Source organism: Corynebacterium sp. 11A, assembly GCF_008930935.1.
GTDB classification, from domain to species: domain Bacteria; phylum Actinomycetota; class Actinomycetes; order Mycobacteriales; family Mycobacteriaceae; genus Corynebacterium; species Corynebacterium megadyptis.
Window position 1 is genome coordinate 78098 of record NZ_PQMR01000003.1, and the last position, 22167, is coordinate 100264.

The window sequence follows — 22167 nt, forward strand, 5'->3', positions numbered from 1 at the left end:
GCACCGTGTCTGGACATAACAGCGCCGAAAGCAACCGCAGTACTGCGAGCCTCAAAGCTTTTCTCAATCCTGGCTGGGTGATCGCCGCCGTACTTGTGGTGGCCTTCACCTATCTTGCTATCGCGGTGCTTGCGCCGTGGCAGCTGGGCAAGAACTCCGATACCAATGAGCGCAATGAGCAGCTGGATGCTGCTTTTGCGGTGCAGCCGGTGGACTATAGCGAGCTGGTGGACCCCACCGGCCGTATTGATCCGGCAGATGAGTGGCATCGCGCGATGCTGCGCGGACACTATCTCCCCGAACACGAGGTGCTCTTGCGCATGCGCCCCGTCGGGGGCGGCCCAGCCTTCAACGCGCTGACTCCTTTCGAACTGGATTCCGGCGAGGTGGTGCTGGTTAACCGTGGCTATGTGCCGGCCCGCAACACCGAGGTGCCGCCCATCGCCCCTGCGCCCCGCGGCGAGGTGAGCATCACCACCCATGTGCGCGTTAATGAGCCCACTCCCGCCCAGGAGCCGATGCAGGATCAGGGCTATGAGCAGGTGTGGGGCATTAATACTGAGCAGCTAGCGGAGCTCACCGGCCTGCCACTAGGCCGCGATTTTGTGCAGCTCACCGCGGATCAGCCGGGGGTACTCACCGCTCAGCCGCTACCTTCTAAGGAGAGCGGCCCCTATCTCTCCTATGGTTTGCAGTGGATTGCCTTTGGCATCATGGCGCCCCTCGCGCTGGGCTATTTCATCTTTGCTGAGCTGCGGGAGCGCCGCCGCGATGAGGAGGAAACGGAGCACACCTCCGCCTTGGATCCGCTCTCTCAGCCACAGCCCTATCTCAGCGATACTCCGGCCGCGCCGAGTCCGAAGCGGGCACGCTATAGCGAGAAGCGCCATAGCGCCTTCCATCGACGCGCGGAACAGGACGAAGAGCGCTTCTGAGCCACCAGCACCGCCCCTAGCGCCGCGAGCGCCTGTGTGCGCCGCGCCAGCTGCACTGCTGCCCGCAGATCTTGGGCCTGCGGCGCCTTCCCGGCCCCCAAGTGGGGCCGGTTTTCTGTGCCATAGGCATAGACGGTAGGTCCACCCAAGCGCACCCCAAGATACCCCGCGGCGGTGGACTCCACCACCCCAGCATTGGGGCTAGGATGCTGCGGGGACTGCTCCCGCCAAAAACGCAGCGTGGCGCGGCCCCGGCCGCGGGTGGCAGCCAAGGCCACGTGCAGCGCCCCATTGATACGGGCGGGGATATAGGCAACGAGATCATCGATCACCGCGGCGACGCGCCCGAAACGGAGATAACGCTCGGAGCGATAGCCCACCATGGCGTCGAGGGTGTTGATGGCGCGGTGCGCGGCCACCAGCTCGGGACGGCCGGTGGCGGCGAGCACCAGCGGCACTACCGCAGCGTCGGAGGTATTCTCCGCCAGGGATTCGGTGCCGGCGCGGGCCATGGCCGGCAGATCAAGCAACTCGGGATCCCGAGAGCAGAGCCAAGGGATCCAAGCGCGGGCAGCCTCGCTCTCGCCGGCCTCCAGGGCATCGGCCAAGCTACTTCCGACACGCTCGAGGGTGGTGCCGCCGAGGCTGGCCCACAGTACCGCCGCCATGGTGATCTCGGGGGCGCGTGTCGCCGCCAAGCGCGTCGCTAGCACCACAGGGGCGAGGGCCGCGCCCCAATAGAGAGCGCCACGGGCCACCGAATCGGCATAGAGGTGGCGCTCCAGCCACAGCGCATAACGGCCAAATAGCGCCACGGGATGCCCGCGCTGCGGATCGCCGATGACCCGATCGGCGGTCACACCAGCGATAATGCCGCAGGCGCCGGCGCGGCCGTGCGTAGGAGGAATCATAAGCGTCTAGCCTACGACAACCGCCCCCGCACCTCGCGGGTGTGGGGGCGGTGGCAGTCACTCAGAGCGTATTAGCGCAGCTTATTGGCCACGATGTGGCCCATAGCCTTGGTGCCCTGGACGGTCGGGTGGTTCGGCAGCGGCCCGATCACCGGATCCACCACGCCGGCAACCCAGCGATCCTCATTGCGAGGAGCGCAGGTGCCGTGGCCGATGCTCTCGGGGTAGATGTCCACGAAGTTCATGCCAGCGAAGTGAGCGGCATTACGCAGCGAGTCGCGGAACTTCTCCTGCACCTGGGTAGCGCCCGGGGTAGCGACGGGGTGCAGCACGTTCTGCTCGTTGTAGAGGCAGACCTGATCGTTGGTGGCGAACTCAGGGTAGGACACCAAGGACACGCGAGCGTTCGGAGCAACTTGGTGGATGCGGTTAGCGGTGTCGCGCATGGTCTCACGGAAGAGAGTGGAATCTGGGGTGGGGATGTTGGCCATGTCCATGCCGGCATCGACCCACTGCAGGGTATCGAGGCCGCCGTACATCATGGCGACTTCCTTGGTGCCCGGACCAATGGAACCCTGCTGGATGGCGAGCTCCAGGTAGGCGCGCAGCTGAATGACGGGGGCGCCGCCGGTGCCATTGCAGGACCAGTCAGCGAGGGAGTAGCCGAGAGCGTGGGCAGCGGTCTTGGGCCAGTTATCCATATCGGTGGCGCAGTTCGGCACCAGCGGGCTCTGCGCGGGAGCCAGGCCACGCGGGCCGCCCTTACCGGCGTTAGCGGTGAAGGAGTCACCGAAGGTCACCATCTCCTTCTCCCCCGAATGAACCGGCTGGAAGGGCAGGCCCGGTGCCGGCGGCAGAGCCGGGGCGGCAGGCAGACCTGGGATCTGCGGCACCTCCGGCAGCGGCGGCAGCTGGGCGGAGGCCACATTGGCGGAGCCCAAGCCGATGGTGGCCACAGTCACAGCGGCGACGGTGGCCTTAAGGATGGAGGAGGAGAAACGACGCATAACTCACATTTCCTAAGAATATGCAGCCCCAACCAGTACTGAACACACCCTCAGCAGAAGCTGAGAATAGCACTCACCTGGACGGCCGAGACTGCACGGCGGTCATATTGATACCCTCGCAGCGAACCCGTCGGGTACGCAGGACAAAGGGTTTTAAATCACGTGTTGAGGATAGATCATAGATAATCGTGACACAACCGTTATCTAGCGCGGTGAGCAGCAGAACGGCCGCCGCGCCCTTATTTTCTTCTCAGCCCCACAGCGCCAATTCCCCCAGCGCATCGCACCTTTTATTAGTGACCGCAGCGACAGTGACACAGCCTTTTTATAGCTGCCAAAAATAAACTTTCTGCAACACCCGTTTGGGTTCATACTTCCCAATTTCAACACCCGTCACATACGTAACTGCGTGCCAGTCTCCAGCATGCAGACAGCCCCACCGCGATACCGCGATGGGGCTGTGAATCTGTGCGCCCTGACGGGCTCGAACCGCCGACCTGCTGGGTGTAAACCAGCTGCTCTTCCAGCTGAGCTAAAGGCGCGCACGCTCACCATTGTGAGCCGTGTGGACACAGTAGCACAGCTCGAGGGCAATCCTTAAACAATGCCCTCTAGCTGTGCGAATAAGAAAAGAAACCTAGCGCTTATAGCCGCGCTGCACGAGGCAGGAACCCTGCCAATCGCCGAGGCGCTCCGCCTTGGTTTGTACCAGTCCGGCGAGCTGCGCAGATTCCGCGATCACGCCCGGCTCGATGGTGCCGGGATGGCCGGCGCCGGGGGTCAGCAGCCACACTGCGCCGCTGTCGGCGAGGGAGCGAATGGCATCCACGAGGCCGTCGACCAAGTCACCGTCCTCTTCGCGCCACCACAACAGCACGACATCACAGAGTTCATCGGTGTCTTCTTGGAGGAGCTCGGCACCGATGGCGTCTTCGAGAGCCTCGCTGATCGTGCTGTCCGCATCCTCGTCCCAGCCGATTTCTTGGATAATGTCGCCGGTCTTCACATCCATCAGCTGGGCATAGCCTGTTCCACTGTTGTTTACGGCGCCGGGGGCGTCGCCCACTGGGTTGGTTCCTTCCTGAGCTTTAGTTGAGGTCACCCTTCAGAGACTACAGCCCTTGCAGCCTTTTATCTCATCCCAAACTCAAAAAGGCCCTTCCTCCCCCACACGTCCCACCACTACCGCGGGGCCGCACCCCCGTTCACTACACACAGTCCGGCCCCGAGTGCCACCCCTGTTCTCCGGCCGCCATGGGGCCGCCACGACTCGGCGCGGGGCGCTTAGCTGCACAAAGAGCATGGCCAATCTGCAGGCACGGGGCATAAAAGGAGGCGGAGTAGCGCCGATACGCATTGTGTACAAAAGGATCAGTGGAGCGCCGTGCCATGCCACCGCAGATTGATCCGTATTCTAGTGAGTAGACAGAGTCTCCGCGGACACCCCATCGTGCCGTCGCGCGCCCCCTTTTAGAGGGTGATGGGGCATTCGACGAAGGAACAATTTTTGACCCTAGGAGGTTTAAGGCATGGCTTCGACCGCCGGCGACAGCTCTCAAGACCAAACAAACTTCTCCCTCATTCGTGATGGCGTCGCGTCCTATCTCAATGACGTGGACCCCGAGGAGACCCGCGAGTGGCTGGACTCCCTCGATGGCATGCTCGCGGAGTCGGACATCACGCGTGCCCGCTTCCTGATGCTGCGCCTGCTGGAGCGCGCCAGCGCCCGGCGCGTTCCGCTGCCCTCACTGACATCCACGGACTACGTAAACACCATTCCCACCAGCATGGAGCCGGAGTTCCCCGGCGATGAGACGATCGAGAAGCGCTATCGCCGCTGGATTCGCTGGAACGCTGCCATCATGGTCCACCGCGCCCAGCGTCCCGGCATCGAGGTGGGCGGTCACATTTCCACCTATGCCGGCGCTGCCCCGCTCTATGAGGTGGGCTTCAACCACTTCTTCCGCGGCAAGGACCACCCCGGCGGTGGCGACCAGATCTTCTTCCAGGGCCACGCCTCCCCCGGCATGTACGCCCGCGCCTTCTTGGAGGGGCGCCTCAGCGAGGACGACTTGGATGGCTTCCGCCAGGAGGTCTCCCGCCCCCAAGGCGGCATGCCCTCCTACCCGCACCCGCATCTGATGCCGAAGTTCTGGGAGTTCCCCACCGTGTCCATGGGCTTGGGCCCGATGAATGCGATCTACCAAGCCCGCTTCAACCGCTACCTGCAGAACCGCGGCATCAAGGACACCTCCGATCAGCACGTCTGGGCCTTCCTCGGCGATGGCGAGATGGACGAGCCCGAATCTCGCGGCCTCATCCACATGGCCGCCTTGGACAACCTGGACAACCTCACCTTCGTCATCAACTGCAACCTGCAGCGGCTCGACGGCCCAGTGCGCGGCAACACCCAGATCATTCAAGAACTCGAGTCCTTCTTCCGCGGCGCCGGCTGGTCCGTGGTGAAGGTGGTGTGGGGCCGTGAATGGGACAAGCTCTTCGAGAAGGACAAGGAAGGCGCCCTGGTTCACCTGATGAACCACACCCCGGACGGCGATTTCCAGACCTTCAAGGCCAATGACGGCGCCTATGTGCGCGAGCACTTCTTCGGCCGCGATGAGCGCACCGCCAAGCTGGTCGAGGACATGAGCGATGAGGAAATCTGGAATCTGCGCCGCGGCGGTCACGACTACCGCAAGATCTATGCCGCCTTCAAGCGCGCTATGGAGACCAAGGATCGCCCCACCGTGATCCTGGCGCACACCATTAAGGGCTACGGCCTGGGCCACAACTTCGAGGGCCGCAACGCCACTCACCAGATGAAGAAGCTCACTGCGGAGGATCTGAAGAAGTTCCGCGATAAGCAGGAAATCCCGATCTCCGATGAGGAATTGGAGAAGGATCCCTACCTGCCGCCGTACTACAACCCCGGCCCGGAGTCCGAGGAAATCAAGTACATGCTGGAGCGTCGCGAGGAGCTCGGCGGCTTCCTGCCCGAGCGCCGCGATAGCTACACGCCGCTGAGCGTTCCGCCGATCGAGAAGCTGAAGTCCGCGCTCAAGGGCTCGGGCAAGCAGAAGGTCGCCACCACCATGGCGATTGTGCGTATCTTCAAGGACCTGATGCGCGATAAGGAGCTCGCTCCGCACTTCGTGCCGATCATCCCCGATGAGGCCCGCACCTTCGGCATGGACTCGTGGTTCCCGACGCTGAAGATCTACAACCCGCACGGCCAGAACTACACCCCGGTGGACCATGACCTCATGCTCTCCTACCGGGAGGCCACCGACGGTCAGATCATGCACGAGGGCATCAACGAGGCCGGCTCCATGGGCGAGTTCATCGCTGCCGGCACCTCCTATGCCACCCACGGCGTGCCGATGATCCCGCTGTACATCTTCTACTCGATGTTCGGCTTCCAGCGCACCGGCGACTCCATCTGGGCAGCAGCGGACCAAATGGCCCGCGGCTTCCTGCTCGGCGCCACCGCCGGCCGCACCACCCTCACCGGCGAGGGCCTGCAGCACATGGACGGCCACTCCCCTGTGCTGGCCTCCACCAACCCTTCGGTGATCTCCTATGATCCGGCCTTCGCATATGAGCTGGCCTATATCGTCCGCGAGGGCATCGACCGCATGTATGGCGAGGGCCGCGGCGAGGATGTGATCTACTACCTCACCATCTACAACGAGCCCACCTCCCAGCCGGCCGTGCCGGAGAACCTCGATGTGGAGGGCCTGCTCAAGGGCATCTATCTCTTCGACGACGCCACGAATGCCGAGCACTCCGCGAATATCCTCGCCTCCGGTATCGGCATGCAGGCCGCGCTGAAGGCCCAGGAGATGCTGCGCGAGAACTACGATGTCGCCGCTAATATCTACTCGGTGACCAGCTGGACGGAGCTGGCCCGCGATGGCCAAGCCTATGAGCTGGCCGCGCTGCGCCACCCCGATGAGAAGCACGAGAAGCCCTTTGTCAGCCGCGCGCTTGCCGACGCCGAGGGCCCGTTTGTGGCCGTCTCGGACTTCGCTACCGCCCTGCCGGACCAGATCCGCAAGTGGGTGCCTGGCGACTACACCGTGCTGGGTGCCGATGGCTTCGGTTTCTCGGATACCCGCCCGGCAGCCCGCCGCTACTTCAATATCGACGCCGAGTCCATCGTGGTCGCCACCCTGGCCGCGCTTGCCCGCGAGGGCAAGGTAGACGAGGACGTCGTGGCCCAGGCCGCACGGGAGTATAAGCTCGACGATCCCACCGAGGCCTAAGAACCACACACGCCCCCGTGCCGCTCAAGCGGCACGGGGGCGTTGCTGTGTATTCAGGAAAAACTAGTCGAGAGCCTCGATCAACTCATCGATACAGGTGCTGAGCAGCTCCGGCTGCTCCAGCGGCAGCATGTGGCCGGTATCGGCCACGATCTTCAACGTGGCATAGGGCCACACCTCGTGGATCCGCTCGGACTGGCTGACGGGGGTGAAGATGTCCTTTTTGCCCACCAGAATGAAACCTGGGATCCCCCGCAGATACTGGGCGGCGGCGAGCTCTTCGTGCTCCTGGAGATCGTCGAAGAAGCCCACCAGCGTCGCCAAGGGAGTGTGGCGAATCATTTCCGCGTGGAACTCCACGATGGGGTATTCGATGTCGTGCGCCTTGAATACAGAGGTCGCCAGCGCTGGGCCGAGCAGCTCGCTCATGGAGTCGCGATATTTTTGCACCACCTCGGGCGCGGCCTCGACGGCGTTATAGGCCATATCCGCGATCGGCGAGGCCAGCACCTGCGGCACGCCTTGGGCGGAGAAGGAATCGATGGCGGTATCGACGAGCACGAGTCCCTTGATCCGCCCGGCGAGGTGCTCGTGATAGCGGCGCAGCATGTTGAACACGACGAAGCCGCCGAGGGAGTGCCCGACAAGGATGAGCGGCTCGTCCGCAGTGCGGGCGCTAATGGCGGCATAAACATCATCGGCGGCCCCGGAGATGGTGCAGAGCCGAGGATCCACCTCACCCGTTTCGCCGTGCCCGCGCAGATCCACGGCGAGGCTGCGTATCTGCGGATAGCGCTCCCGCAGGTGATCGATCTGCAGGAAGAAGGAATCGGCGGTGAGAGTGAAGCCGTGGACGAACACGACGGTGGCGTCGGGGTCCTGCTCACAGCCGAGTTGATAGTACTGCACCGCGATGTCATCGACATCGACGGTGCCCGTGGCCGTGGGGTTGGTGAGTCCGGGGGCGTGTTGGTCGGAGGCGTGGCGATAGCGGCTCTCGCGGAGCTTCTTTCGCCCGCTGGGGGTGAGCCGCCACACCATGGCTTGGGTGAGCTGTTGAAAGCGGCGGGGAACGAGATCCATAAGTGTCTATCCTAGTCGCACCGTTAAGCTAAGAATCATGAGCCAACTAGGAGAACAGCTTGCCCGCGCCTTGGGCGCGCAGCCGGCCGCCACCGAGGAGCCCGAGGACACCTCCGATACCCGTACCCAGATCACCCGTCTCATCGCCCGAGTGAAGGACATGGACCGGGAATCCGTGGACGTCGATGCCGACTTCACCGCGGATCTGGGCTTCTCACGGCTCGAGTTGCTGGAGCTGGCGCTGCGGGTAGAACAGGCCACCGGCCTGCAGATAGGCGACGAGGACGCCTTCACCTTCAGCACCGCCGCCGAAGTGATAGCCGCTGTGGATAAGCAGAACAGGGCACAATAGGAGCTATGACTGCTCATATTTCCTTTTTGACCGACATGGACGGTGTCCTCATCCAAGAGGGCAAGATGATCGACGGTGCCGATACCTTCATCGCCGAACTCGAGTCCAATGAGATCGAGTACATGGTGCTCACCAATAACTCGATCCACACACCCCGCGATCTCGCGGCCCGCCTACGCAACACCGGCCTGGAGATCCCCGAGGAGCGTATCTGGACCTCGGCGCTGTCCACCGCCCGTTTCCTCTCCAGCCAAGTGGGCGAAACCACCGCCTTCGTGGTGGGTGAATCCGGGCTGACCACTGCCATGCACGAGGCCGGCTGGATCATCTCAGACAAAGAGCCGGAGTATGTGATCCTGGGTGAAACCCGCACCTACTCCTTCGAGGCGATCACCCGCGCCATCCGCCTGATTCGCGATGGCGCCAAGTTCATCTGCACCAACCCGGATGTCACCGGCCCCTCCCCCGAGGGCATTTTGCCGGCCACCGGCGCCGTGGCCGCGCTGATCACCTCCGCCACCGACCAAAAGCCCTACTTTGTGGGCAAGCCCAACCCAGTGATGATGCGCAGCGCCCTGAATGAGCTCGGCGTGCACTCCGAGTCCACCGTGATGATCGGCGACCGCATGGACACCGACGTCAAGTGCGGCCTCGAGGCGGGTATGCGCACCGTCCTGGTGCGCTCCGGCATTTCCGACGATCTCTCGATCACCAAGTTCCCCTACCGCCCCACCAAGGTGGTGGACTCGGTAGCCGATCTGGTGGGTCACACCCTAGATCCCTTCGAGGACGGCTTCTACACCGATGGCGCTAGGAAGTCCTCCACCGCAAGCTCCGGCGAGAAGAAGGGCTCCAAGAAGAAGAACTAGGCCGAGACGATCCGCACGCTCGTGCTGACCTGTGCACTGAGGCTATCACCGAGCTCAGTCAGGGCAGTCGCGAGCGTGTCTAATTCCGTGGCTGTGCCGCTGAGTAACTGAGAGCAGCTGACAGTGCGGGTACGCGGGTCACTCTGCCACTGGGTGCACCAATTCGCTTCATAGTCCACGGTGGCGCTGGCCGGCACCGCCGGCTCGGAGCGCAGGTGGGTATAAAACAGCTCCTCCACGGCCATGCGACGCGAGCGAGGCAGCCCCGCGATATCCACGACGGCGATCTGAATGTCATCCACCTGGGGGCGAGGAAGCGCCCGCAGGGCTGGCCGCAGCGCGGCGCGGTGGGCGAAGTGATGGCAGGTAGCGGGGAAGGTCATGGTGCTGGCTCGTTTCTTCTCTGCGGGACCCAGCTCGCCTTAGAGCGCGGTGGCGCTGGCGAGCAGGTGGCGTCGATAAGCAATGGGCAACCCCGCGGTGCGGGTGCCCTAAGACGAGGTACGTCTTCCCCAACGACCTCTCATGGTGGCGCGGTGCGGTGGCCGCGCATCTAGAAGCTATAGTGCTGAAAAAGAGAGCACCCCAGCAACCCTCAACCACCAGTTGATACCCCCTTTTTCTCAAGTGGTACTTGAGGTTCACAGCGCTCTCTGATGCTGCTCTTAAATCCGCTGCTGTAGTCGGCGCCAGACCCCGTCATTAAACTCGGACCACAGTGGCTTCGCCCACTCGCCGAAGTCGCGGTCGGTAAGCACGACGAGCGCGGTGCGGGCCTCGGGAACGAACCACATATAGGTGCCACTAACGCCGAAGTGGCCGATGGTTTCCGGCGGCATAGACGCCCCCGTCCAGTGTGGATCCTTCTGCCCCTTGATCTCGAATCCGAGCCCCCACGGGCAGGGTTTCTGCATGCCGTAGCCGGGCACGATACCGATGAGTTCCGGATACTGCACGGTGGCGAGCTCACGGCTCATCTGCTGAGAGAGTAGGGAGGGCACGAGCAGCTCCTGGGCAAACTTGGCCACATCCGACACGCTCGACTCGATGCCGTGCCCAGGCGAGCCCTGGAGCACCGTGGTGGCCATGCCTAGAGGCTCGCACAAGGCCTCGTGGAAATATTCGGGGAAGCTGATTCCCGACTCCTGTTCGAGGAGCTCGGCGAGCAATTCAAACCCATAGGAGGAGTAGATCCGGCGCTCTTCCACTCCGCGCATGCGGTCGCCCTCATGAAAACCCACCCCCGAGGCATGCGTCAGAAGATGGCGCACAGTAGAGCCTGCGGGGGCGGGTGCGGGGGCCGGAGTATCGAGGTCAAAGACTCCTTCCTCCACGGCAATGAGGAAGGCATAGGCAGAGAGGAGCTTGCTCACGCTAGCGAGCGGCACCACCTTTTTCGTGTCACCGACGGTCTCGGTGAGGGTGGCGGCGCCAGTCTCGCGATCGAGCTGAACCAAGGCGCCAGCGACGTTGTCCACGGGCCACTGCGTGATCTCCTCCAGAAGCTGCATACACGCCATCGTAATACCTTGGCGGGCAGTGCTTGGCCTTCTTGAGAAGCTAGGCCTTCACGTCTGCGCCTGCGTGCTCCTCCTCATAGGTAGAGGCCTGCTCATTGTTGTAGGTGCGCTCATCGAGGATGCCTTCGCGCTTGGCCACCACGGTGGGCACCAGCGCCTGGCCGGTGACGTTCACGGCGGTACGGCCCATATCTAGGATCGGATCCACGGCGAGCAGCAGGCCAACACCGGCCAGCGGCAGCCCCAGCGTGGAGAGGGTGAGGGTGAGCATCACGGTCGCGCCGGTGGTGCCGGCGGTGGCCGCCGAGCCGATCACGGACACGAACACGATGAGCAGGTATTCCTTCACACCGAGGTCGATGCCGTAGAACTGCGCCACAAAGAGCGCGGCGATGGACGGATAGATCGCGGCGCAGCCATCCATCTTGGTGGTGGCGCCGAGCGGCACCGCGAAGCTGGTGTAGCTGCGGGGCACGCCGAGGGCCTGCTCGGTGGTGCGCTCAGTCACGGGCATCACACCCATGGAGGAGCGGGTAACAAAGCCGAGAGAGGTCACCGGCCATACCTTGCGGAAGAAGGTGCGCACGCTCACACCGTTGAGGGCGAGAACGCTCGGGTAGATCACGCCGATCACCACGGCGAGGCCGAGGTAGATGGCGAGAACGAAGGCGCCAAGGGAGCCGATGGTATCCCACCCATAGGTGGCCACGGCGCGGGCGATCAGCGCGGCGGAGCCAATCGGCGCCAGGCGAATGATCCACCACAGCACCTTCTGCACCAGCTCCAGCAGGGAGCGGGAGAACTCAATCACGGGTTCGGCCTTCTTGCCCACCTGCACCGCGGCGATACCAAAAGCGATGGAGAGCAACAGCAGCTGCAGCACGTTGAAGTTCGGGGTGGCACTGAAGCCGTCCGCCCCCTCACTGACGCGCACGCTCAAGCCGAGCATATTGTCCGGCACGAGCGAGGAGATAAAGCCGAGCCAGGAGCCCACGCTGTCCGGCTCTGCGGCGCTGGCGGCATCTACGCTGCTATTGGCACCAGGGCGCAGGACGGTGCCGATAATCAGACCAGCCACCACCGACACCAAGGCCGTGATGGCGAACCAGATGATGGTCTGCCCCGCCAGGCGGGCGGCATTGGTCACTTCCCGCAGATTAGCCACCGAGGTGATCACGGCGGTAACCACCAGTGGCGGGATAAGGAGCTTCAGCAGGCTCACATAAGTCGAACCGACGGAGCTCACGACCTCCGTCAGCCACGAGTCGTCGCCCATACGGCGGGCGAAGAATCCCAGAATGAGGCCAATGATGAGGCCGTAAATAACTTGTGCGCCGAAGCTGGTGAACTTTTTCCAGCTCGGCGAGGATGTGGCAGTCATAGTCGCTGTCTTTCTTTTTATGCTTGTCGACGCCCACTCGGGGCCGGCGCAGCCCCGTGCTGCGCCGGCCCCCATCCTAAACCGAACCGATCCGTACAGACAATAAAGACAGCTTTGTCTATTTCTTTTTCATATAGGTTGCCCACGTCTGGCGCGCCCGCGCCGCCATGGAGCCACGCACCCGGCGGGGATTGGCCAGAGTACGCGTGCGCATCCACACCTTACGGGCACTCAGAGTGGAGTTTTGCGGCAGCACCCACCCCATCCAGAACGCAAAGATGGCCATGAGCGCTCCGGTCAGTCCGGCCACCACCATGCCGATACCAGAGAGGCCATAAGAATCAAAAACCACGAGCAGAGCCGAGGCCACGAGCGCTGGGACCGCATAGAGGGGCTGCCCACCAAACACGGCGGGCGGATTACCGGCGAAGACATCGCGGATCATGCCACCGCCCACCGCAGTGATGAGCCCGAGGAACATGGCCGAGGCGACCGGAAGATCAAAAGCCAAGGCTTTAGAGGTTCCGGTCACAGCCCAAACACCCAAGATGATGGCGTCGGCATGCACACGAAACATCGTCCACCACCGCGCGTGCAGATCAAGCAGAAACGCAATGAGCGCCCCAACGCCGGCCATGGGCAAATAAATGGGATTAGTGATGGCTACTGGGGCACCTTGTTGAATGAGAACGTCGCGCAGCATGCCTCCACCGAGAGCGGAGAAGACGGCAAGAAAGAAAAAGCCCACCACGTCGAAACCACGCCGGCGGGCAATCGTGCCGCCGATAACCCCATTGAGCACCACGCCGATAAGATCCAGCACGGCCCAGAGAGTGAGAATGGAGGGGGAAACTACAGCAGTCATCGATACTTTTCCTTACCCCAGACATGAAAAAGCTCCCCCAGTTGGATTCGAACCAACAACCCTTCGATTAACAGTCGAATGCTCTGCCGTTGAGCTATGGGGGATTGTGTTTTCAGCTTCGGCCTGTAGCGAACCTCGCTGGCAACGAGATGTAACTATAGCCCGCCCCTACAATCACAAGCAAACCCCCTGCTTATTCCAATTTTTGAACCTTAAGAAGAGCAACTATCACCACACTAGAACGAAGGGCTATAATGACCTTCGCGCCTGAGGCTCCGCACCCGATGGCGCGTGGGGCTGTAGCTCAGTCGGTTAGAGCCGCGGACTCATAATCCGCTGGTCCCGGGTTCGAGCCCCGGCGGCCCCACCACTAAACTTTTTTCACACATGCAACACCACCCCCACTGGCCCCACCCGTTGACCGTTAGGGTGCTGCATATATAGCCTGCTCGCTCACTTCTTAGGCGGCCCTGTCTTGGTTTTGCCCTGCGACTCCCTAGAGTGTAGGTAAACAATAGCTCTTTATCATTTTGTAACCTTGCGCTTAATAAGAGCGATACACCTAGATGAGGCGTTCAGCCCAGCGCCATGTACCCCAGAGGAAAGGCCCGAAAAGACGATGTCTCAACGTCCCACCCGCGTGAGCGCAGCCATCCACGCAGATCAGCTCGTGCGCAGTATTAAGCCCCTGAAGAAAACCGGTGTACTCCGCAATCGCTCGTTCAGCGGCTGGAAGGGCACGCTCACGGCTGTGGGGCGCTGGGGGCTCAGCATTACCTCGCTGGTGGAACAAGCCACCCTCGATTTTGGCGATCGCACCGCCATCATCGATGACTTTGGCGAGCTCACCTTCGCCGAGCTGCGCGAGCAAGCCCGAAACATGGCCATTAACCTCGCCCTCAACGGGGTGAAGGAGGGCGACATGATCGCCATCCAGGCCCGCAATTCCCGCGGCATCATCCTGCCACTCGCTGCCGCCGGCTATATCGGTGCCCAGCCGATGATCGTCAATCCGGCATCCTCCACCACCCAGATCACCAATATCTTCAACACCTATGGCGCGGATGTGTTCATTGTGGACGCCGAATACGCCGAGGTGGCCTACGCCAACCCAGATGTGCCGCACTATGTGGTCGATGGCGCCGTGGCCGCCAAGGGTGAGGAGCAGGTGGACATTTCGAGCAGCCCCACGATCGCGGAGCTGACATCCACTCCCGCTCAGAGTTTCACGCTGCCGAAGCGCCCGAAGCCACAGAATACCGTGATTATGTCTTCCGGCACCCGCGGTATCCCCAAGGGCGTCGTGATGCCCATCCCGCTCACTCCCAAGGCACTGGCCGGTGTGACGCGCGTGATCCCGTGGCGCATGAACATGACTATCCAGGCCACCGCCTCGATCTTTCACGCGTGGGGCTATGGCAACCTGCTGGTCTCACTGATCACCGGCAGCACTCAGATCCTGCGCCGCCACTACGATCCGGTCGAGGCCGTGGCCGATTGTGAGCGCTACAAGGTCAACGCCATCATTTCCTCCGCAGTGTTCCTGCGCGGCTTCGTGGCCGAGGCGAAGAAGACCGGCGCTAAGATTGGTCCCTTCGAGTTCATCGCGAACTCCGGCAATGCCGTGCCTGCCTATCTGGTGGAGGAGCTCGTGGATGCCTTCGGCCCGGTGCTCTACAGCCTCTATGGCTCCACCGAGCACTCCCAGATCTCCATCTCGACCTCCGAGCAAATGCTGGCTGATTCCTCCAATGCCGGCCGCCCCAACTTGGGCACCGTGCTGAAGATCTTCAAGGAGGACGGCTCCGAGGCCGGCGTCGGCGAGCTGGGCGAGATCTACTCGGCTAACTCCATGACCATGGTGGGCTTCCTCTCCGATAAGTACACCCCCTCTACCCACGATGGTCTGCTAGCCACCGGCGATCTGGGTTACCTGGACGAGGACGGCTTCCTACACTTGGAAGGCCGCGCCGATGACATGGTGATTAAGGGCGGCGAGAACGTCTTCCCCCGCGAGGTCGAGGAGTATCTCGGGGCGCTCGATGAGGTCGCCGATGTGTATGTCTCGGGCAAGCAGGACGATGTGATCGCTCACCTCGAGGCTTGGGTGGTCAAGTCGGACTCTGCCGCAGAGCTCACGAAGGACGAGCTGCGCCACAAGGTGCGCGTGGCCCTGGCCGAGCACAATGTGCCGGAGTACATCTTCTGGGTGGATGATCTGCCGCGCAATGACAGCGGCAAGGTGGTGCCGCGCTGGCTGCCGGACCCCGCCACCTTGGACCAAGACCAGAGCTAGCGCGACCCCGACCGTCCTGACCGCCTCTTGCTACAGTGGTTCGATACACGTTGCGCATAGGAAAGGACAGGAATGATTCAGTTCGTTGTCGGCGCTGCCGCCGGTTATGTCTTCGGCACTAAAGCAGGCCGTAAACGTTATTCCCAGATCAAAAACGCCTATCAGGCGGCGGTGAACTCCCCCGCCTCGAAGGCGGCGGTCAACGCTACGCGGAAGGCCATCGCCAATAAGCTCGATCCGCAGCCGCGGATGCGTGAGGTGAAGAACCTGCGCTCTGATAGCCAGTCTGTGCTGGAGCCGGACGAGGACTAGTAGCGGTTCGCCCGCTCCAGCAACTGGCGGCGCTGCTGTTCCAGCGCCACCACATCCGCGAAGAGGCTGTCATAGGCCTTTTCGTCTTTCGTGGGGTTCATTCTTTCCAACTGCCCTTTAAGCTGCGCGATAATCTGCCCCACGCGCACTTCCTGCAGGCGTGAATACACCGAGTCCGCGTAGCGCACCAGATGGGCGGCATCCACCCGGATGGTTTCCACGGCCAGCTCAGAGACCAAGCCGCGGCCGTGAATATCCGGAATCTCCCCTGCCACCGCTGCGAGCCAGTCCACGCCCTCGTGATCCTCGCCCGCCTGCAGGACCTTATCCACGGCCTGTTTCACCGCCACATACGAAGGGTGAGTGAAGGTGGAATCATCAAAGGCCCGCATATAGGGCACCGCGATCTCGGGATACTGCAGCGCCAATTTAATCGCCTCCCGCTCCGGCCAGAGACGGCTATCGCGCGGATCCGGACGCGGTACCCGCGGCTCCTCCTGCGGGGCGGTTGGTGCGCGTCGCTTTGGCTGCTGCTGCGGACGTGGGGCCCGCGCTTGTTCCCGCACCCGCCGAACCACCTCGTCGATGTCGCGCCAGCCTAGCCAGCCGGCAAGCTGCCGGGCGTACTCGTCCCGCAGGGTGTGGTCGTGAATATCGGCGATGACGGGGATCGTGCGTCTTAAGGCCTGCAAGCGCCCCTCGACGGAGTCCAAGTCATAATCCTCGATGATCGAGCGCACCACGAACTCGAACATGGGCTCACGGCTGGCCACGAGCTCACGCACCGCAGCATCGCCCTTCTCTAGGCGCAGGTCGCAGGGGTCTAGCCCCTCCGGCGCCACCGACACATAAGACTGGCCGGTGAATTGCTGATCGCCATCGAAGGCGCGCATCGCGGCTTTCTGCCCGGCCTCATCACCATCGAAGGTATAAATCAGCTCGCCGCGGAAATAAGAATCGTCCAGCATGAGCCGGCGCAGCATCTGCAGGTGTTCCTCGCCGAAAGCGGTGCCGCAAGCCGCCACGGCCGTCTGGATGCCGGCGGCATGCATGGCCATCACGTCCGTGTAGCCCTCCACCACCACCGCCTGGTGGGAGGCGGCGATATGCTTTTTGGCCATGTCCAGCCCGAAGAGCACCTTGGACTTCTTATACAGCAGGGTATCGGGGGTGTTCATGTACTTGCCCAGCTTGTCATCGTCGAAAAGCTTGCGGGCACCGAAGCCGATGACATCCCCGGCCAGGTTTTTGATCGGCCACAGCAGGCGGCGGTGGAAACGATCGATCGGGCCGCGGCGGCCCATCTTGCCCAAACCTGCGGCCTCAATCTCGGTGACGTCGAAGCCCGTGCGCAGCAGGTGCTTGGTCAGGGTGTCCCAGCCTGCCGGGGCATAGCCGCAGCCGAACTCGCGGGCATGCTCGGCACTGAAGCCGCGCTCGGTGAGAAAGTCGCGGGCGGTCTGCGCCTCGGCGGTGCCCAGCTGCTCTTGATAGAACTCGTGGGCGATCTTATTCACCAAGATGAGCCGCTGCCGCGTGCCCACATCTTCCCGCCGGCCCGGTCCCCCGCCCTCATAGGAAATCTGGTAGCCAATTTTCTCCGCGCAGGCTTCAACGGCCTCGGGGAAGCTGAGGTGTTCCATCTTCATGAGGAAGGAGAAGACATCGCCGCCCTCACCGGAGGAGAAGCAGTGAAAATAGCCGCGGGCTGGGCGCACGTGGAAGGAAGGTGTTTTCTCATCCTTGAAGGGCGATAGCCCCTTCAGCGAGTCCACACCAGCGGGCTTGAGCTGCACATAGTCGCCAACGATCTCGTCGATCGGCGTGGCCTCTCTGATCGCTTGAATGTCCCGCTCAGGGATACGTCCTTTACCCATGGCCCCTACATTAGCGTGCGGCTGAGACACGAATCATGCCACCGCAGATGATCTCTATCAACGGAGACTAATACACTACGTGTTTATGGCTGATGAACGTTCTTCGGGGCCGCGCGGCTCCCTGCGTCGGGTGGCGCTGTCCGTCGGCGCCGTCCTCCTCGCCGGTCTCGGTGCCTATATCGGGCTCGATGGCTCGGAGCCGTCCACCGATAGCAGCGCGAGTAGCACAAGCAGCGCCAGCGTTAGCGGCGATACCTGCGCGCTCGATACGCTGCCGCCGGAGGCCGCCGAGGTGGTAGAACGCATCGAGGCCGGCGGCCCCTTCGATTACCCCGAGAACGACGGCACCCACTTCGGTAACTATGAGCAGCTGCTGCCGCAGCGCGCCCAAGACTACTACCGCGAGTACACGGTGAAGACCCCAGGGCTCAATCATCGCGGGCCGCGGCGTATCGTCACCGGCGGAGACAAACCCGATGTGTGGTACTACACGGCCGATCATTATGAGAGTTTCTGCACGATGACGGGAGTTTAGGCATGCAGCTAGTGGCAGTGGATTGTCGGCGCGCACGCAGTCGAGGTGAGTTGATTGCGCTGATCTCTGATGCGCTCAGCGCCCAGCCGCATCAGCGGGCCAGCAACCTTGACGGGCTGCATGATGCGTTCAAGGAGCACCCAGTCACCCACCTGCTGCTGCGTGGGGTGCGGCTGAGCGCAGCCGAGGTGAATCCGATCGAGACGGTGGCCCGCGCCGCCGCTGTGACGGTGGTGTGCCGCTGAGTATGAGTGTCTCCCATCCCGATTATTTGCGGCGTTTCCAAGACTGCGCCGACGCCGCCGCCAGCCAGGTCATCCGCTCCTATTCCACCAGCTTCGGTTTGAGCAGCCAGCTGCTCGCCCCAGCAGTGCGCCGCGATATCCACAACCTCTATGCCGTGGTGCGCATCGCCGATGAGATTGTCGATGGCACCGCGACTGTGGCGGGCATGAGCCCCGCCGAGATCCGCACCGAGCTGGACCGCTATGAGGCGGCGGTGCTGGCTGCCCCCGAGCGCGGTTTTCACACCGACCCGGTGCTGCACGCCTATGCCGCTACCGCCCGCCGCTGCGATTTCCAGCGCGAGCACATGGCCGCCTTCTTCGCATCCATGCGCCAGGATCTGGACCGCAGCGAGCACACCCCTGAGAGCCTCGCTCGCTATATCTATGGCTCGGCTGAGGTGATCGGATTGATGTGTGTGCAGATCTTCCTCACCGGCCGAGAGGTGTCGGCCGCGGATCGGGACACGATGGAGCGCGGTGCCCGCAGCCTCGGCGCGGCCTTTCAAAAAATCAACTTCCTGCGGGATCTCTCCGAGGACAGCGCCAGCCTCGGACGCGCCTATCTGGGCGAGCTAACGGAGGAGTCCAAGGCCGCACTCATCGCCGAGATCCGCGAGGATTTGCAGGTCTCTTATGCGTCGATCCCGCTGCTGCCCACCTCCTCGGCGCTGGCGGTGCGCTCGGCCACTAATCTTTTTTCCTCCCTCAGTGATGAGCTGGAGCAGGTCCCTGCCGAACAGCTCTATCGGCAGCGGCTGCGCCTGAGCCCCGCCCGTAAGGCGGGCATCATTGCCCGCTCCCTCGCCCAAGGTGCACTCCACCGGAAAGGCCCCCATGTATCCCACTAGTGCCCTCGTGATTGGTGCCGGCGTCGCCGGACTGGCCACCGCCGCGCTCTTAGCCCGCAGCGGCATGCAGGTGGATGTGGTGGAAAAGAATGACGAGGTGGGCGGCCGTGCCGGTCTGCTCGTGGAGGACGGCTATCGCTGGGATACCGGCCCCTCCTGGTATCTCATGCCGGACGCCTTCGACCACTTCTTCGAGCTCATGGGCACCTCGACTGCCGAGCAGCTGGATCTGCGGCTGCTCGATCCTGGCTATCGGGTATTTATTGATCCCTATGAGCCGCTCGATGTGCCCTTCGGCCGGAACGCCGCTGTGGAGCTCTTTGAGTCCCTCGAGCCAGGTGCCGGCGCCGCGTTGGAGACCTATTTGGATCAGGCCGAGGACGCCTATGACATCGCCAAGCAGCGTTTCCTCTACACCACCTTCTCCTCGCCGGGGCCGCTGCTCGATTCCAGCGTGCTGCGACGACTCGGCACCCTCAGCTACTTGCTCAGCACCTCGCTGGATAAGCATGTGCGGCGGCGTTTTAGTGATCCGCGGCTGCACCACATTCTCAGCTACCCGGCCGTGTTTCTCAGCTCCCGCCCCGAGCGCACCCCGGCGATGTATCACCTGATGAGCCACACCGATCTCACTCAGGGGGTGCGCTATCCCATGGGTGGTTTCGCGGCCGTGATCGACGCCCTCTACCGCCTCGCCCGCGACGCGGGGGTGCGCTTTCATCTCTCTACCCGCGTCACCGCCATCACTCATGAGGGGAAGCGGGCCACAGGGGTGCGCGTTCTCGACGCCCAGGGCCGAGCCGCCACGCTAACTGCGGACGCGGTGGTCTCCGGCGCGGATCTCCACCACACCGAAACCACGCTGGTGCCCGAGCGGCTGCGCAGCTACTCGGAGCGCTCCTTCGCCCGGCGCGATCCCGGTATCGGCACGGTGCTCGTGCTGGCTGGGGTCGATGGCCCGCTGGAGCAGCTCGAGCACCACAATCTACTCTTCTCCCGTGACTGGACCCCGGATTTCGATGTGGTCTTTTCTGGCCCCCACCCGGATCGCCCCTTGGGTGCGTCGCAGTCGATGTATGTATGCCGCCCTTCGGCCACGGATCCGAGCGTCGCTCCGGCGGGCAAGGAGAATCTTTTCCTGCTGGTTCCGGTGCCCGCCGATATCAGCCTCGGCTACGGCGACGCCTATGGGCATTCCCCCAGCGCGGCGGTGCAGGCTATTGCGGACTCCGCTCTGGCGCAGCTGGGGGCCGCCATCGGCGAGCCGGCGCTGCGTTCCCGAGTGGAGGTGCTGCGCACGATTGGCCCGACGGATTTCTCTGATCGCTATCACGCCTGGTGCGGCGGCGCGATCGGCCCCGCCCACACGCTGCGCCAGTCGGCTTTTCTGCGCGGCGCTAATGCCTCCTCCGAGCTCCACGGCCTCTACTATGCGGGTGCCACCACGGTGCCTGGGGTGGGTGTGCCGATGTGTTTGATCTCGGCGGAGAACGTGCTCAAGCGGATCCGCGGGGATCGCTCGGGCGGGCCCTTGGCCTCCCTCGAAGAGGAGAATACCTAGCAGTAGAACACGGAGATATCAGCTGCGTTGCGGGCGGTGCGTTCGAGCCGGGATTCTGTCATGGACGCGATCTGATCCACGAGCACCCGCTGGCGTTGTTGCTCGTTCTCGGCCTGGGTGTACCAGGCGGCGAACATCGGGTCGAGCGAGCCGGGCGCGCTGAGATGCAGGTAGTCGTACACCCGGTAGATGAGGTTGCGCTGCCGAGTTTGTCGGCGCTGGTGCTGGTCTTCTTCCATCACGTACAACACGGCGATGGTTTTGAGCATGCGCACCTCGGCGGCCACCTCGGCGGAGACGACCAACTCTCCGTGGTGCCGGCCCAAAGGCGCCCCGTCGTGGGCGTGGAGGGTGGCGCTAATCGCGGCGCCTACATAGCGGCCGACTAGCTGCGAGGTCATGGCTTTTAATCGAGTGAGGGCGCGCAGGGAGCCATCAAAGTCGGCGGCGTGGGCCACACAGGAGAGCTGACGTAGCCGGTCGGCGGCGTCGATAAGCTCCTCGGGGCTGCCGCCGAAGGCCTGGGCTCCTTGCTGGGCGAGGGCGGCGAGTTCCACCAGGTCCCAGAGCACGCCGAGGCGGATGCGTCCGGAAAGGATGCCGTCTTCCACATCGTGCACGGAGTAGGCGACGTCATCGGAGAAGTCCATCACCTGGGCTTCCATGCATTTTCCTTGCCCGCTCACTCCGGCGCGGGCCCAACGGAGAATCTCGCGATCCTCATCGTAGGCACCGTACTTGCGGCGGCCTTCGCTGGCGGTCCAGGGGTATTTGCAGGAGGCGTCGATGGCGGCGCGCGATAGGTTCAGCCCATAGCTATTCCCGGCGGCGTCGAGCACCTTCGGCTCGAGGCGGGTGATGATCCGCAGAGTTTGGGCATTACCTTCGAAGCCGCCGGCGTCCTGGGCGACGGTGTTGAGCGCCACTTCCCCATTGTGCCCGTAGGGTGGGTGGCCGATGTCGTGGCAGAGCCCGGCGAGTTCGCAGAGGTCGGGGTCGAGCCCGAGGCCGCTGCCGATACCGCGCGCAATCTGCGCCACTTCGAGGGAGTGCGTGAGCCGAGTGCGCGGGGTGTCGCCATCGCGGGGCCCAACGACTTGGGTTTTGTCCGCGAGTCGTCGCAGTGCCGCCGAGTGGAGGACGCGCGCCCGGTCGCGGGAGAAGTCGCTGCGCTCGTCGGGGGCGGCCCTGGGGAGCTGAGCGCTTTTGGCCGCTTCGCTCAGGCGGCGTTCATAATCGCTGGCGGAGTAGACGTTCACCCTA

At 63.2% G+C, this 22167-nt stretch carries 20 protein-coding genes and 3 tRNA genes; 11 read left to right on the top strand and 12 right to left on the bottom strand.

The window, feature by feature from the left end; translation table 11 throughout:
* The first annotated feature begins 5 nt into the window (after positions 1-5).
* Entirely contained in the window at positions 6-935 is a 930-nt protein-coding gene (locus tag GBB18_RS03955; RefSeq protein ID WP_151640826.1) for an SURF1 family protein, read from the top strand.
* Here the strand turns inward: GBB18_RS03955 and GBB18_RS03960 are convergent.
* From GBB18_RS03960 to GBB18_RS03975, 4 genes are all read right to left on the bottom strand, one after another.
* A complete protein-coding gene (locus GBB18_RS03960) occupies positions 872-1846 on the bottom strand; it encodes a CobD/CbiB family cobalamin biosynthesis protein (protein ID WP_151640827.1) in 975 nt (324 codons plus the stop codon). The genes GBB18_RS03955 and GBB18_RS03960 overlap by 64 nt on opposite strands.
* Positions 1847-1917: 71 nt before the next feature.
* Entirely contained in the window at positions 1918-2853 is a 936-nt protein-coding gene (locus tag GBB18_RS03965; RefSeq protein ID WP_151640828.1) for a GDSL-type esterase/lipase family protein, read from the bottom strand.
* Positions 2854-3322: 469 nt separating this feature from the next.
* Positions 3323-3395 (bottom strand) — tRNA-Val (locus GBB18_RS03970).
* Between the two features lie 95 nt (positions 3396-3490).
* The gene (locus GBB18_RS03975; RefSeq protein WP_370513260.1) at positions 3491-3919 is read right to left on the bottom strand and encodes a DUF3052 domain-containing protein; all 429 of its coding nucleotides are present in this window, start codon (positions 3917-3919) and stop codon (positions 3491-3493) included.
* Positions 3920-4382: 463 nt separating this feature from the next.
* Here GBB18_RS03975 and aceE point away from each other — a divergent pair, with 463 nt between their 5' ends.
* The gene (gene aceE, locus GBB18_RS03980; protein ID WP_151640829.1) at positions 4383-7118 is read left to right on the top strand and encodes a pyruvate dehydrogenase (acetyl-transferring), homodimeric type; all 2736 of its coding nucleotides are present in this window, start codon (positions 4383-4385) and stop codon (positions 7116-7118) included.
* Positions 7119-7181: 63 nt separating this feature from the next.
* Here the strand turns inward: aceE and GBB18_RS03985 are convergent, their stop codons facing one another.
* A complete protein-coding gene (locus GBB18_RS03985) occupies positions 7182-8201 on the bottom strand; it encodes an alpha/beta fold hydrolase (RefSeq protein ID WP_151549254.1) in 1020 nt (339 codons plus the stop codon).
* Between the two features lie 37 nt (positions 8202-8238).
* Here GBB18_RS03985 and GBB18_RS03990 point away from each other — a divergent pair, with 37 nt between their 5' ends.
* Together GBB18_RS03990 and GBB18_RS03995 are read left to right on the top strand one after the other, a co-directional pair.
* Positions 8239-8553, top strand: a complete 315-nt coding sequence (locus GBB18_RS03990; RefSeq protein WP_151549255.1) for an acyl carrier protein — start codon at positions 8239-8241, stop codon at positions 8551-8553.
* A gap of 5 nt (positions 8554-8558) precedes the next feature.
* The gene (locus tag GBB18_RS03995) at positions 8559-9422 is read left to right on the top strand and encodes an HAD-IIA family hydrolase (RefSeq protein ID WP_151549256.1); all 864 of its coding nucleotides are present in this window, start codon (positions 8559-8561) and stop codon (positions 9420-9422) included.
* Here GBB18_RS03995 and GBB18_RS04000 read toward each other — a convergent pair.
* The 5 genes from GBB18_RS04000 to GBB18_RS04020 all read right to left on the bottom strand — a co-directional run bounded on the left by GBB18_RS04000 (position 9419) and on the right by GBB18_RS04020 (position 13292).
* Positions 9419-9805, bottom strand: coding sequence for a hypothetical protein (locus GBB18_RS04000; RefSeq protein WP_151640830.1), 387 nt, complete (start codon positions 9803-9805; stop codon positions 9419-9421). The genes GBB18_RS03995 and GBB18_RS04000 overlap by 4 nt on opposite strands.
* A gap of 282 nt (positions 9806-10087) precedes the next feature.
* Positions 10088-10933, bottom strand: coding sequence for a serine hydrolase (locus GBB18_RS04005; protein WP_151640831.1), 846 nt, complete (start codon positions 10931-10933; stop codon positions 10088-10090).
* Between the two features lie 49 nt (positions 10934-10982).
* Positions 10983-12323, bottom strand: a complete 1341-nt coding sequence (locus GBB18_RS04010; RefSeq protein ID WP_151640832.1) for a dicarboxylate/amino acid:cation symporter — start codon at positions 12321-12323, stop codon at positions 10983-10985.
* Between the two features lie 118 nt (positions 12324-12441).
* A complete protein-coding gene (locus tag GBB18_RS04015) occupies positions 12442-13188 on the bottom strand; it encodes a trimeric intracellular cation channel family protein (protein ID WP_151640833.1) in 747 nt (248 codons plus the stop codon).
* 32 nt (positions 13189-13220) lie between these two features.
* Positions 13221-13292, bottom strand: a tRNA-Asn gene (locus GBB18_RS04020).
* Between the two features lie 189 nt (positions 13293-13481).
* Here GBB18_RS04020 and GBB18_RS04025 point away from each other — a divergent pair.
* The 3 genes from GBB18_RS04025 (at position 13482) to GBB18_RS04035 (ending at position 15796) form a co-directional block, all read left to right on the top strand.
* Positions 13482-13558 (top strand) — tRNA-Ile (locus GBB18_RS04025).
* 249 nt (positions 13559-13807) lie between these two features.
* The gene (locus GBB18_RS04030) at positions 13808-15484 is read left to right on the top strand and encodes an AMP-binding protein (protein WP_151640834.1); all 1677 of its coding nucleotides are present in this window, start codon (positions 13808-13810) and stop codon (positions 15482-15484) included.
* A gap of 72 nt (positions 15485-15556) precedes the next feature.
* Positions 15557-15796: a hypothetical protein gene (locus GBB18_RS04035; RefSeq protein WP_018019019.1), complete on the top strand. Its 240-nt coding sequence runs from the start codon at positions 15557-15559 to the stop codon at positions 15794-15796.
* On the opposite strand, the gene dnaG is transcribed toward GBB18_RS04035, so the two are convergent.
* A complete protein-coding gene (dnaG, locus tag GBB18_RS04040) occupies positions 15793-17673 on the bottom strand; it encodes a DNA primase (RefSeq protein ID WP_151549262.1) in 1881 nt (626 codons plus the stop codon). The two genes, GBB18_RS04035 and dnaG, sit on opposite strands and share 4 nt — an antisense overlap.
* An 85-nt stretch (positions 17674-17758) precedes the next feature.
* Here dnaG and GBB18_RS04045 point away from each other — a divergent pair, with 85 nt between their 5' ends.
* The 4 genes from GBB18_RS04045 to crtI are packed head-to-tail and all read left to right on the top strand — an operon-like array spanning position 17759 to position 20904.
* Entirely contained in the window at positions 17759-18208 is a 450-nt protein-coding gene (locus GBB18_RS04045; RefSeq protein WP_151640835.1) for a ribonuclease domain-containing protein, read from the top strand.
* Positions 18209-18210: 2 nt separating this feature from the next.
* Complete coding sequence (locus tag GBB18_RS04050) at positions 18211-18453, top strand: hypothetical protein (protein WP_151549264.1); 243 nt, start codon at positions 18211-18213, stop codon at positions 18451-18453.
* A 2-nt stretch (positions 18454-18455) separates the two neighbouring features.
* Positions 18456-19343: a phytoene/squalene synthase family protein gene (locus tag GBB18_RS04055; RefSeq protein ID WP_151640836.1), complete on the top strand. Its 888-nt coding sequence runs from the start codon at positions 18456-18458 to the stop codon at positions 19341-19343.
* Positions 19330-20904 (top strand): phytoene desaturase family protein, encoded by a 1575-nt coding sequence (gene crtI / locus GBB18_RS04060; RefSeq protein ID WP_151640837.1) that lies wholly within the window; start codon positions 19330-19332, stop codon positions 20902-20904. The genes GBB18_RS04055 and crtI overlap by 14 nt, the downstream gene beginning before the upstream one ends.
* Here crtI and GBB18_RS04065 read toward each other — a convergent pair.
* Positions 20901-22163 (bottom strand): deoxyguanosinetriphosphate triphosphohydrolase, encoded by a 1263-nt coding sequence (locus GBB18_RS04065; protein WP_151640838.1) that lies wholly within the window; start codon positions 22161-22163, stop codon positions 20901-20903. The genes crtI and GBB18_RS04065 overlap by 4 nt on opposite strands.
* Between the last annotated feature and the right edge of the window lie 4 nt (positions 22164-22167).